The sequence below is a fragment of the Paenibacillus agricola genome (genome assembly GCF_011440305.1).
In the GTDB taxonomy this organism is placed as follows: Bacteria; Bacillota; Bacilli; order Paenibacillales; family NBRC-103111; genus Paenibacillus_S; species Paenibacillus_S agricola.
Genome location: NZ_JAAOIW010000003.1, coordinates 499,390 through 512,417, shown reverse-complemented (window position 1 = coordinate 512,417; position 13,028 = coordinate 499,390). Strand labels below are relative to the sequence as shown.

Below are 13,028 nucleotides of genomic sequence, written 5' to 3'. Positions count from 1 at the left end.
ACTAAGTTCAGGTTATTCCAAATATTAAAAAAAGACAAGTGTTAAAAAAGAGACGAAAGAAACCCTCAAGCTTCGAGGGCTTCTTTCGTCATTCCCATTACCGCTGCTTGCTGCAGCTCTAATTCACGCTGTTCCGGTAATCCATGGTCAAGCAGGAACCTGGCATAAGCCATCGGATTCTCATAGGTTGCTTTCCATTGCTTCAGCATGCCAGCTTCACGGAAGCTGTACCGTTGATCTTTGCCATTACATTCGATTAGCATCGGAAAGCCTTCCACTGTAATGGCGATATCCAGCCCCAGATCGGCCATATGCGGCAGGCTGCAGCCAAGATGCTCCGCAACCTGCAAGGAGAACCGCTCGATACTAGCAAATACGTTTGGCTGCTGCAGATGCGGGTATTCCTCCGCTAGTATATGCTCCAGTCTTGTCACTAAGCCTCCCTGGGCGATATTGGTCAGGAAGCGGTGCTTGGGAGCAACCTTCGCTACAATGCCGGTTATCTGCCACTGGCCTTGGGCACCGCGCTGGACAGACACGCGCAGATCAAAGGGGCGTTCATGGAACGTTGCCAGCGGCAGTCGTTGCTGGACGATATATTGTCCACGCCGCAGCCGGTTGCGTAATAATAGCGGAAGTCGCTTGCCTGGGAATTGTAGAGTTTGCCATTTTTTGTTATGGATGCTTAAGCTGGCAGGATAAGTGAGCTTCCAGCCTTGGCCAGAGCGCTCCAGCTTCATGATGCCGCGACCAATACTGCTTTTATTCGGTTTAATAATTAAGGTATCATATAGCTTCATCATTGTAGCAACATGGCTTAAGGAGGCTTTATAGGTGCAGGGTAAATGAGGGCGCAAGTAGGGAGCTTGTAGCAGCACTTTTTGAATATACAGCTTACCATAGCGGTTCCATTGGTTAAACACTTGCCTGCCTTCTGTAATCCATGAGGCCAGCTGTCTATACTGCTTACGCCCTCGATAAATCGCGCGATTGTGAATAACCTGCGGAATCGGTACGCTTTTGCTTACAAATTCGCCCTTCTCCATCACATAAGCATTAACTTCAATTGCACCTGGCTCCACATCATCAATACGGAAAAAACATGGTGTAAAGCCATATTTGGCTCCCGCTTCTACATAAAAGTCGACAGCTTCATATTTCGTTTTCCCTAATGGAATACTGCTGTGTAGCTTGTCATTTACGAGAATGCCCACGCAGGGATTGGGCATGGTGTTCACTCCCTCCGACATTTTGGGTTTACTTCCTAGTATATGGGGTCGGGGACAGACCTGTTATGGACAGGTGCTGTAGGAGAAAAGTGGAGTTTCTCTGAAAATTGGTAGATAAAGAGGCTAGAGACTACTAACGAAAAAAGGATGTATTTTCTACACTCGTAGAATCAATTAACTTAACATTAAGTATTGAGGGCATATAGAAGCTTTTGGCGCACTGTTAATAAAGCTGGAATTATTGATTATAATTTAAAATGGTAAAAAGTTCAGTTTAATCCCTAGTATCCCCCTCTTTAAACAGGCGGATTTCGGATATAAACAAACCTTTTGAAATCAAATAAAATATTTTATATAATAGTTTATTCCAAAAAGAAATTAAGTAGTGTATAATCGATAAAGAAGCAAAAGACGGGGGATGCTGCGACATGACTAATAATGAGCAGATGAAGATATCAATTACAAGCAAGCAATCTAAGCCTAGCTATACATTCATACCAAGTAAATTATCTCTATCAAGTAAAGCCTTATTAGGGGAAATATTCTGGTCTTTCTGCAAAATTAGTCCGATATCATTCGGAGGCGGCTATGCGATGATTCCAGCGATAGAGAAGGAAATTGTTGAAAAGCGCCAATGGATGGATGAGGAAGAAATAAGTGGAGCGTTGTCAATAGCAGGATCGGCACCTGGCGGCATCGGGATCAATGCAGCAACTTTGATTGGTTATCGTATAGCGGGCATTCAAGGGGCTATAGCTGCAATTATAGGCATGGGATTGCCCACTTTTATTATTATGCTTTCGCTGACAATCGGATATGCATCAGTGGAAAATTCAGTAAAGGCTTCAGCCGCTTTTGAAGGCATCCATTCAGCGGTTGTCGCTTTTATCGTGATCGCGGGCTGGAGGATGCTGAAATCAGCAATTCATGATAAGTCGACCCTGCTGATTGTAACGGCAGGATTGGTTGCACTACTCTTCACTACGATGCATCCAGCTTTGCTGTTGCTGATAGGTACCACAGCGGGACTATGGATTTTGAAAATAAAAGAAAAATTGCATATACAATCAACTGGTTTTAAGTCGGGCAAATCGGCCATTCCCGGTTCCAATTCAGCCATGGCCGGCCAATTTATGTGGGGCGATGGGATTTAAGCGATTAGTGGGGGAAGGAGATGGGGATTATGCTATGGGCTCTAATATGGACTTTTTTTAAGATTGGGCTGGTCTCGTTTGGAGGCGGTTATGCGATATTAAGTGTTATTGAGCGGGAAGTGGTATCGCAGCAATGGATAACCTCCGTTGATTTCGCCCACACCGTGGCCTTAGCGGGTATGGCACCTGGCCCGATAGCGACTAATAGTGCTGTGCTTATTGGCTACAAGGTTGCTGGAATTGGGGGAGCGGTAGCAGCTACGTTCGGTATGATTTTGCCGTCTTTTATTATTATTATTGCGTTGTCGCTGTTCTTTTTTAAAGTGGGTAGGGAACGGTTACTCCAAATGATCTTTTACGGCCTGAAGCCTATGGTGGCAGCATTGATTATTTATGCGGCGATCCGAGTTGGAGTGAACGGGCAACCTTTAATGGGGATGAACTTGCATACGTTGGGTGTTGTACTGATATTTATTTTTGCTATGATTGGGACGATGAAATACCGTATGCATCCGCTGGTAGTATTATCTGGTTCCGCCTTGATGGGTATCGCTTTTTTTATGTAAGCTAAGGGAATTCCATGTAAAAGAGGAGATGCTCTATGCATACTCCTCTTTTTGGTATGAATGAAATGATCAAGCATTTATTCAGTAAGGCGACAGTTTGAGGCTGCGCCTATTTTTTCTGTGTTGAATGACTTCCTTATAGGTGCATGCATATGTTACAAATGACTACTACTTAGGCTGAACCCATACTCGTTAGTGTGGCAATAGTTAAGAAATGATCGACCCAGACCCAGGGAACCTAAGTTATCAAAGGATAGAATACCAATTTAGGAGGATGTGCAGGATGAAGAAGCTAAATAGCCGCGGTACGAGCAAGCCAAGCACGACACAGCGAAAGCGGAGCGGGGCATACATCAATGAATTGAAATGGTTGGACGATATTCAGGAATCTGATAAAAAGATAAAGCCGCGTAAAGAAGAAACCGTGAATGCTACGATCAGCCGTACCATAGATGCTGGGCTGGAGGAAAAAGTTAATAAGGCAGAGGTTCCTTTAACAGTGGAAAAAGCTGGGGCCGATAGCGTCCAGCCTCTGCTTCAGCAGAAACGTAAAACGGCTACGGGTATTGGATCTGGCGCTATCATTTACACGGATGATTTGGCTGAAGAAGCAGTAACAAGCGAGAAGATTGCCCGCAATGCGATTGGAGGAAGTAAAGTGAAACGGGGGGCAATTGGTGTTGACCAACTGGCCGATTACGCGGTGATCGCTGCCAAGCTAGGAGATCGAAGCGTGACCCAACAAAAGCTGGGGCTTCGCTCGGTTACTGAGGAGCATATAGCGTCCTTTGCGATCTCAGGCGATAAAATTCAGGAAAGAGCCATTAGTGGTGAAAAGCTGCAGGATAACAGCATTACTTCGGAAAAGCTGGCAGACAAAACGATCGATGCGATGAAAATAGCTGAACATTCGATTCAAACGAAGCATTTGGCCGAGGAAACGATTACGGGTGAGCTGATCCAGAACCAATCTATTACTTCTGAGAAAATTAAAAGTGGTACGATCCAAGCGACGAATTTGGCGAATTATATAGTCAATACGGCGAAGCTGGCTGATTTGTCGGTAACTACAGAGAAGCTGCGTGACCAATCGATAACTGCGAGTAAAATAGCCGATGGAGAAATAACTGGATCTAAGCTTGGCAAGCAGTCAGTGACTGAGGATAAGCTTGCAGCTTGGAGCGTTGGTTCCGATCATTTGCAATCACGGGCTGTGTTACATGAGCATTTGGCACCTGGGATCGTGCATAGTGATTCGATTGGAGCGAAGCAAATAACAGCGGAGCATTTGCTTGGCGGTGCGGTGCTGAATGAGCATTTGCGGGATGGATCGGTAACCTCGGCGAAGCTGGGAAAGCAGGCGGTTGGAGGCGTGCACCTGCAAGATTTGGCGATTGAGAAAAGGCATATTCAACCCAAAAGCATAGAGACTCAGCATATGACTGACGGTGTTATAACCGCTGGGAAACTCGCTCCGCAGAGCGTGGGTGAGGCTCAATTGAGAGCGGCATCGGTAGGTTCGGATAAGATCATGGATCAAGCTGTCACCTCGGCTAAGCTAGGGAGAAAATCCATTAATGGAGAGCATTTGAACGGGGGCGCTGTGAGCGGCGGCCATATTGTGGAGAAGGCAATCCAAGCGCTCCATATTGGACCACTTGCCATCAGCAAGGAGCATTTGCAGGATCAATCAGTCGTGACAGCAAAGCTGCAGGATCGAGCGGTTACCTCGGACAAATTAAGTGTTGGATCGATCCAGCACCAGCATATTCAAGAGGGTGCGGTTTTGTCGGGGCAACTGGCTAACCACAGTATTACGACATCGAAGCTGTCCAGTGAATCGGTATCGACCGACAAGCTAACGAATTTATCGGTTACGACGGCGAAGCTGGCTCAGGGGAGTGTGACCTCCGATAAATTAGGACGTGAATCGGTGCTTGGAGAGCACATCTCTGCTGGGTCGGTTCAGTCATCTCATTTATCGAAAGCTGCTGTAAAGGCGAACCATCTTGCTAAGGAAGCTGTCACCCGTGAGAAGCTGGCAGACTTTGTAATTACTTCAGAGAAGCTAGCCGAGGGTGCAGTCACAACTGCACATTTGGCAATGGCATCGGTCAAGGCGGCACAGCTTGCTGATGGTGTCGTGAATTCAGGTCACCTGGGTGTGGGTTCAGTAAACAGTGACCATTTGGCTGAAGGGGCGGTGGCGAGCCGGAATTTAGCGACCGGTGCTGTGGGCGGACGGGAGCTGTTATGGGGTGCGGTGAGCAGCGTGCACATAGCCGCGGATGCTGTCGATACGACACAGCTCCATGAATATTCAGTTACAGGATCTAAGCTGGCACGAGGCATCGTAGAATCGGTGCATCTGGCTAATGGAGCGGTTAGCAGTGAGCAACTGGCTGAAGGAGCGGTCACAAGCCTTCATCTTGCTGCAGAAGCGGTGAGCAGCCGGGAGTTAGCCGGAGGTGTAGTCCATGGTAGGCATATTGCTGAAGAGGCGATCGGTACGGCGCAATTACAGGAGCAAGCGGTGACCGGTCACAAGCTGGCATTTGGTGCGGTGGATTCAGGGCATCTGAGCCTGGGGGCTGTGGGTAGCGAGCAGTTAGCAATGGGAGCGGTCACTGGCAGCCATTTGGCGGAAGAAGCAATAGGGGAGAGGGAATTAGCTCGTGGCGTGATTAACGGGACACATATCGCCGCTGAGGCGATCGGTACGGCGCAATTGCAAGAGCAAGCTGTTACAGGGGCAAAGCTGGTATGGGGCACGGTTGAAGCCGCACATCTTAGCGCAGAAGCCGTAGGCAGCGAGCAGTTGGCAGATGGAGCGGTGACTAGCAGACATATGGCAGCAGGAGCTGTGAGCAGGAGAGAGCTGGCGTGGGGAGCAGTCGGTGCAGCGCATATCTCCGTAGAAGCGATCGGCACGGTGCAATTGCATGAGTATGCGGTTACGGGAGAGAAGCTGGCGTTGGGTGCGGTGGAAACAAAGCATCTTTCCGCGGAAGCGGTGGGCAGTGAGCAACTCGCTGAAGGTTCAGTGACAGGGCGCCATCTAGCGGCGGGAGCTGTAAGCGGACGTTCGCTAGCTTGGAGAGCTATTGGCGGTCCGCATATAGCGGAGGAAGCCATAGGAGCAACACAATTGCAGGGTCATGCGGTCACGGGGGAGAAGCTGGCGTTGGGTGCAGTAGGTATGGAGCATCTGAGCGCCGGAGCAGTCGGGGGTGAGCAACTAGCCGAAGGCGTGGTGGAAGGTCGCCACCTGGCAGAGGATGCGGTAAGCGGTCGCGAACTGTCGGTGGGTGCGGTAGGCAACGAGCACGTAGCAGTGGATGCAATTGGCACGACGCAGCTGCAGGAACAGGCGGTGACGGGAGCGAAGCTGGCGCACGGCGCGGTGGAGGCGGCGCACCTGGGCGCGGAAGCGGTGGGCAGCGAGCAGCTGGCCGAAGGTGCGGTAGCGAGCCGCCACTTGGCGGCGGAAGCGGTGGGCAGCGGGCACGTAGCCGCGGAAGCGATCGGTACGTCGCAGCTGCAGGAGCAGGCGGTGACGGGAGCGAAGCTGGCGTTCGGGGCGGTGGAGGCGGCGCACCTAGGCGCGGAAGCGGTGGGTAGCGAGCAGTTGGCCGAAGGTGCGGTTGCAAGCCGCCACTTGGCGGCGGAAGCGGTGGACAACCGGCACATAGCCGCGGAGGCGATCGGCACTGCACAACTGCAGGAGCAATCGGTGACGGGAGCGAAGCTGGCGTGGGGATCGGTGGAAGCCGGGCACCTGGACGGGGGATCAGTGGGAAGTGAGCAACTGGCAGAAGGCGCGGTCACGAGCCGCCATTTGGCAGTGGGAGCTGTAGGCGGCGAACAATTGGGTAATGATATTATTGATGGGCTGCATATTAAGCAAGAGTCTATATCCGGGTATCATCTGTTGCCAGGCAGCATAGCTGGGCTTCATTTGGAATCGGGGCTGATAGAGAAGCTGCTGTTAGCCGCAGCCTCAAGATTCGACAGTATGAATGAGAACCTGATTCCAGTAAAAGAAGTAGCAGCTCCTTCAGCTCCTTCAGATGCTTCGACGGGAGCAAGTTACGAGGGTAAGTCAGTCCAACAGTTCGGTTTATCGTCCTTCCTTATGCAAGGAGAGGAAGAGTTCGCTGAGGTCAGGATCGTATTCGATGAGCCTTTTACGGATGAACAATATGCTTTGGTAGCGACAACCGACCAAACTAACACCTACGGCGTTATTCAACAGAAATTTCGTGATGGTGCAATTATCCAAATTGTCCGAACCCGCTACTCTTCAGAATTGACAGGTATGGTGAACTGGATAGCGATTGGTCAGAGAGCAAAAGCAGAACAGTGATATTTGGCTGATTCAATAGGAGAAATCAGTGTGCGGAATTAGACATTAAATGGAATGTACAGTGGTTTATTCATCGTCAGCAGCGCTTGAAAGGCTGCTGATTCTATTCATTCCCTCCCTAACGCACAAACGTCAATCCTGCACTGAGGACGCCACCTGATGAGCGAAGGATAGCTATATTTTGCCGTCAAGAAAGTTCAACTTCATTAAAGTGCTGAATCGCTAACGGAGCATTTCAACCTGAAAGCTGTCGTCTCAATAGGAGAGGCAGCTTATTAGTGTTTTGTGCGAACTTATAACCTCTGATATTGGTTTTGAGAAACGCTATTGAACGAAACTTCAAATGGATTTGATTTTACAAAATATTAATCTTTTTTTGGTTGACAAGAAACACTGTTCAAATTTATACAATAGTCAATTGAGCAAAGATGGCATTCCGGTCGTTATGCATGATTATACGGTTGATAGGATGTCGGACAACAAAGGGATGGTTCGTGACTACACTTTGGATGAACTCAAGAGGTTCCGCATTAGAGAGACCGAAACGATCCCAACATTAGAAGAAACGTTACGCTTACTCAAAGGTAAGATAAACATTATGGTCGAGCTGAAGCAGGCTGGAGACCTATACCCAGGGCTGGAGGAAAAGGTCATGGAGGTTATTCGCCAAACAGATACATTCGACCAAATAATCATTATTAGCTTCGATCACTTCTCCATTATCCGAACCAGACAGCTGAGTCGAGATATCAGGCTTGGATTGACAAGCAGCTGCAATATGCCTTATGTATTCCCATTTATGAAAGAGTTTGGTTGTGAATTACTGGGTGTTCCGATCCGCATAATGACTGCCGAGTACACGGAAATGATTATGGAGCAAGGTATCATAGTCGGACCATGGCCGGTAGATACAATAGCCGATAGGAATGGATTGCGGCTAAATATCCGACTGCGTTGATTACGACTAATGGGCTGGAGCGGTGGGCTGATTTTTACAAGAGCCATCCCGAGCTGCATTTGGGTAAAGCTTAATCCGCAGGATGGGCCGGAGCAGCAGAATAAGCAGAACAATTCTTAAAAGGCTGCCGGGAAGGTTCTGGTAACCTTATTTCATTTCAAAACAGGTTGACAAAAAACGTAATACAAAATATTATATTAATATAAACGAAATAAAACGAATGAATACGTAAGTTTAAGAAGTGAAATGATTGTTAAATGAAATCGAAGATTTACAAACTATATTGGAGTTCTTGAATCGAGTTTAATTTATAGAATTGAAAGGTAGGAGTAGAACATGACATTAATTTCATCGACACCTTTATTAGTTGAAGCAAGAAAACAGGGGTACGGTATTGTCGCATTTAATGTACATACAATCGAAATGCTACAAGCGGTGGTTGACGCGGCGGAGGAGAGCCGTTCACCGCTGATATTGCAAACGACGGTAGGGACCGTTAAGCATCTAGGTATAGAATATATCGCAGGTGCGGCCAAAACGGCGGCGAGGCAGGCCCGTGTGCCGATTGCACTGCACTTGGACCATTGCCAGGATTTCGAATTGATCCTACAGTGTATGCGGGCTGGATATACGTCAGTCATGATTGACCAATCGATGCATCCTTTTGAGAAAAATGTGGAAATGACCCGAAAAGTCGTCGAAGTTGCCCGTGCGCTGAACGTGAACGTCGAGGCGGAACTAGGCAAAGTCGGCGGCGTGGAAGATGATATCCATGTGGAAGATGATATGGCGACGTTAGCGGATCCGATCGAATGCCAACGTTTCGTAGAATTGACGGGAGTTTTCACCTTGGCGCCCGCAATAGGTACCGCTCACGGCATCTACAAAGGAGAGCCGAATATTGACTTTAAACGAATACAAGAGATAGCAAGCAGAGTGGAAGTACCGCTAGTGCTTCATGGAGGCTCTGGCATTCCGGAAGCCCAGGTGAAACGCTGTGTATCACTGGGTATGGCGAAGATGAATGTCGCGACGGAGCTGAAAAACGCGTTCACATTATCCTTGAAGCAATTTTTTACCGAACATCCAGATAACCTTGATCCGCGCTCCTATATGTCCGTTGCCAAAGAAGTTGTTAAGCAAATGGCTCTGGAGAAAATGCGGCTGTGCGGTTGTACGAATAAGGCGTAGTCGCGTCGGGTGAAAGCAATGCCAGGTATGTGAATATTTACACCCTGAACCGGTTGCTGCCGGTGGAGCGTGTAGAATAAGGAGTTAGTTATGGCGAATGAGTATTTGGTAGGGATTGACATCGGGACTTCAGGTTGTAAGGTTGCGCTTTTTACGCCTGATGGAAACGTATTATTCCAAGGAACGAAGCCTTACACAACGCATTACCCCCATCCGGGATACGCGGAGCAGAATCCGGAGGATTGGTGGCGCGCCGTCTGCGATAATCTGCGTGACATGCTAAAGCAAACGGGCATTGATCCACGTCAGATCAAGGGCATTGGGGTGGACGGACAAAGCGGTGCTGCCATCCCGATGGATGCATACGGAAAGCCTTTGCGAAATGCAATCATTTGGCTGGATCGCAGATCTGTAAAGCAATGTGAATACTTAAGCCAAACCATCGGACTGGAAAAGCTGTTCGCGGTTTCAGGGAACCCCATGTCTCCTTCATATGTCACTGGCAAAATACGCTGGATTCAAGAAAATGAGCCAGACCTTTATCAACAGACTAAAAAATTGCTGCAGTGCAACAGCTATATTGTGTACAAATTGTCCGGGAAATACTCCCAGGACGTATCACAAGGCAACGGCCTGCACGCTTTTAATATCGAAACGGCAGCGTGGGATTATACGCTCTCCGAGCAAATGGGCATTCCGGCGGAATGGCTTCCCGATATATTCGCTTGCAGCGATATTGTAGGAGGGGTCACTCCGTTCGCCTCCGCCGAGACGGGGCTTGCTGCTGGTACACCTGTTGTGGCTGGCGGATTGGATGCCGCCTGCGCCACACTGGGTGCAGGCGCGATCCATGTCGGAGAAGTGCAGGAGCAGGGAGGCCAAGCCGGAGGCATGAGTATTGTCATGGACCGTCCGGTTAAAAACGAGAAGCTGATCTTGAGCTGCCATGTAGTCAAAGACATGTGGATCCTGCAGGGAGGTACAGTTGGGGGCGGCAGCTTGAATTGGCTGAAAAGGGAGTTTGCCGGAGAAGCGGAAGCGGATTTCTTCAGGCTCGCTGGTGAGGAAGCTTCCTGCATCAGGGCTGGCTGTGAAGGGATGATCTTCCTGCCCTACATGGCCGGGGAACGTTCACCTATATGGGATCCCAACGCGAAGGGCGTCTTTATGGGCTTGTCCTTTGAAAAAACGAAAGGGCATCTGATTCGTGCGATCATGGAAGGCTGTGCCCTGGCTCTACAGCATAATTTAAAAACAGCCGGAGAAAACGGTGTGCCGATCCATACCTTGCATAGTGTCGGCGGGGCCGCCAACAGTGTCCTATGGACCCAAATTAAAGCGGACATTACAGGAAAAGTATTCAAAATCCCCTCTTCTGATGCAGCCACCACGATGGGCGCGGCGATCTTGGCAGGCGTTGGAACAGGAGTTTACCGTAACTGTGAAGATGCGGTTCAAAGGACAGTTCGGATCCATCGCGAACAAATCCCGAACCTGGAGCATCAGCAGGTGTATAAGCAAGTATACGACGTATATTTAGAAACCTATGACAAGCTTAAAGATGTATTTCCAAAGATGGGATGGTGAATAGCATGAAAGCTGCGGTGCTTTATGCGAAAAACGATATACGGGTTGAGGAAATCGGGATCCCCTTATTAGAATCACATGAGATTTTGGTGAAGGTGAAGGTAACGGGAATATGCGGGTCCGATTTACCGAGAGTCATGGGGGACGCCGCACATCATTATCCGATCGTACTCGGGCATGAGTTTTCCGGCGTTGTAGAAAAGATTGGAAGCGATGTGACTAAGGTGAAGGTGGGCGACCGTGTTGTGGGTGCTCCGCTTAAACCATGCCATACATGTGATGATTGCTTAAACGGAAATTTCGCACAATGTAAATATTATTCTTTTATTGGATCCAGAGTAAACGGGAGCTGGGCGGAATATGTAGCGATTCCGGAAGCAAACGCGATTCCGTTCGATGAGAGCATAAGCTTCGAGGAAGCAGCGCTGGTGGAACCCTCTTGCGTTGCCTTGCATGGATTAAGATTAATCCAATTTCAAGGCGGGGAGCATGTTGCTATTCTTGGCGGCGGTAATATTGGCTTGCTCACACTCCAATGGGCGAAAATATTGGGAGCAAGAGATGTGACCGTATTCGATATTGATGAAGAGAGACTGGAGACGGCCAAAAGGCTGGGTGCCGATTATACGATAAATTCAACCAGGACCGGGTTTGAAGATGAGTGGAAGCAAATCACAAAAGGCAGAGGATTTGGGGTTGTCATGGAAACGGCAGGCTCCGATGTAACCATGAGACAGAGCTTTGAACTCGCAGCCAACAAAGCGAAAGTTTGTTTTATCGGGACACCTGTACGTGATTTGACTTTTAACCATAAACTGTTTGAATTGATGAATCGCAAAGAGTTTACGCTGACAGGTTCTTGGATGTCTTACGGCACTCCGTTTCCGGGAGAAGAATGGGGACTAACGCTGCATTTTCTCAAACAGAAACGATTAAACTTTAAAGAGATTATTTACAAAAGCTTTAGTTTGAAGGATATTAATGAGGCTTTTGAATTGTACCGGCAACCTGGTGGCGTTAAAGGTAAAATATTAATCAATAATCTGTAACATTCAAAGCCAGTGCAGCCTTCTCAGATGATTTCTGAATTGCCATTTCTCTTAAACTTATTTATACTTACTCATATAAACGAAACGATTCAGAATCTAACGAAATTGGTTTTATGCTGAGAGGGTATGTACATGGAAGCAGATAACAACCGAAAAATGCTGAGCCTGGAAAGGCATCAATTTATTATTGATTACTTAAAAATTCATAAGAGCGTTGATGTGTCATTTCTCAGCTCTGAATTGAATGTATCTGAGGTCACCGTGCGTAAAGATTTAGAGAAGCTGGAACGCGATAAATTATTGTTGCGCAGCCACGGCGGGGCCGTATTAAACGATTATTTATTTAACGAGCCATCTTTTATTGAAAAAGAGGATAAATTTACGGAGGAAAAATCGGCTATCGCCTCCGAAGCTGCGAAGTTAATCAAAAACGGGATGACGATCGCGTTGTCTACTGGAACGACCGTCAGCCATTTGACGAGAATAATTAAAGACCGTACAGGACTAACCATTGTTACTAATGCCGTTAATGTAGCTACAACCTTCATGGGATCGAATGACAACCATATTTTTCTAACAGGGGGGAATATTCGCCCTAACACATTCGCCCTTATCGGGGAAACCGCCGAGAAGGCTTTGGACGGTGTATATTGCGAATATGCTTTCATCGGAACGAATGGCTTTAGTATTGATCAAGGATTAACAACTCCAAGTATGGAGGAAGCGAGAGTCGTCCGTAAGCTTATAGAAAATGCGAAGCATGTGGTTTTACTCGTAGACCATAGTAAGTTTAATAAGGTAGCCTTCTATCGGATTGAGCACGTTAACCAAGTCCATACTGTCATTACAGATAGTAAAGCTCCCTCGGATGAAGTTGAGAAGCTTCGTGAGATGGGCATTGAAGTTATTATTGCTTGATGCCTGGCGA

At 48.0% G+C, this 13,028-nt stretch carries 9 protein-coding genes; 8 read left to right on the top strand and 1 reads right to left on the bottom strand.

Translation table 11 applies throughout. The features are described from left to right. Positions 1–65: 65 nt before the first annotated feature. Positions 66–1,250, bottom strand: a complete 1,185-nt coding sequence (locus tag G9U52_RS10260) for a YheC/YheD family endospore coat-associated protein (RefSeq protein ID WP_166148989.1) — start codon at positions 1,248–1,250, stop codon at positions 66–68. Positions 1,251–1,675: 425 nt separating this feature from the next. Here G9U52_RS10260 and G9U52_RS10255 point away from each other — a divergent pair, with 425 nt between their 5' ends. From G9U52_RS10255 to G9U52_RS10220, 8 genes are all read left to right on the top strand, one after another. Continuing rightward, on the top strand, positions 1,676–2,383 hold the full coding sequence (locus tag G9U52_RS10255) for a chromate transporter (protein ID WP_207952883.1): 708 nt from the start codon (positions 1,676–1,678) through the stop codon (positions 2,381–2,383). Between the two features lie 29 nt (positions 2,384–2,412). Further along, the gene (locus tag G9U52_RS10250; protein WP_166148984.1) at positions 2,413–2,949 is read left to right on the top strand and encodes a chromate transporter; all 537 of its coding nucleotides are present in this window, start codon (positions 2,413–2,415) and stop codon (positions 2,947–2,949) included. Between the two features lie 283 nt (positions 2,950–3,232). Continuing rightward, a complete protein-coding gene (locus G9U52_RS10245; RefSeq protein ID WP_166148982.1) occupies positions 3,233–7,315 on the top strand; it encodes a WIAG-tail domain in 4,083 nt (1,360 codons plus the stop codon). A 418-nt stretch (positions 7,316–7,733) separates the two neighbouring features. Next, the gene (locus G9U52_RS10240) at positions 7,734–8,273 is read left to right on the top strand and encodes a glycerophosphodiester phosphodiesterase (protein WP_207952882.1); all 540 of its coding nucleotides are present in this window, start codon (positions 7,734–7,736) and stop codon (positions 8,271–8,273) included. 336 nt (positions 8,274–8,609) lie between these two features. Further along, positions 8,610–9,464 (top strand): class II fructose-bisphosphate aldolase, encoded by an 855-nt coding sequence (locus G9U52_RS10235; RefSeq protein WP_166148978.1) that lies wholly within the window; start codon positions 8,610–8,612, stop codon positions 9,462–9,464. A 90-nt stretch (positions 9,465–9,554) separates the two neighbouring features. Beyond that, on the top strand, positions 9,555–11,051 hold the full coding sequence (locus G9U52_RS10230) for a xylulokinase (RefSeq protein WP_166148976.1): 1,497 nt from the start codon (positions 9,555–9,557) through the stop codon (positions 11,049–11,051). A gap of 5 nt (positions 11,052–11,056) precedes the next feature. Next, positions 11,057–12,100 carry a galactitol-1-phosphate 5-dehydrogenase gene (locus G9U52_RS10225; protein WP_166148974.1) on the top strand — a complete coding sequence of 348 codons (1,044 nt, stop codon included), beginning with the start codon at positions 11,057–11,059 and terminating at the stop codon, positions 12,098–12,100. A gap of 132 nt (positions 12,101–12,232) precedes the next feature. Further along, positions 12,233–13,018, top strand: a complete 786-nt coding sequence (locus G9U52_RS10220) for a DeoR/GlpR family DNA-binding transcription regulator (protein ID WP_166148972.1) — start codon at positions 12,233–12,235, stop codon at positions 13,016–13,018. Positions 13,019–13,028: the final 10 nt, after the last annotated feature.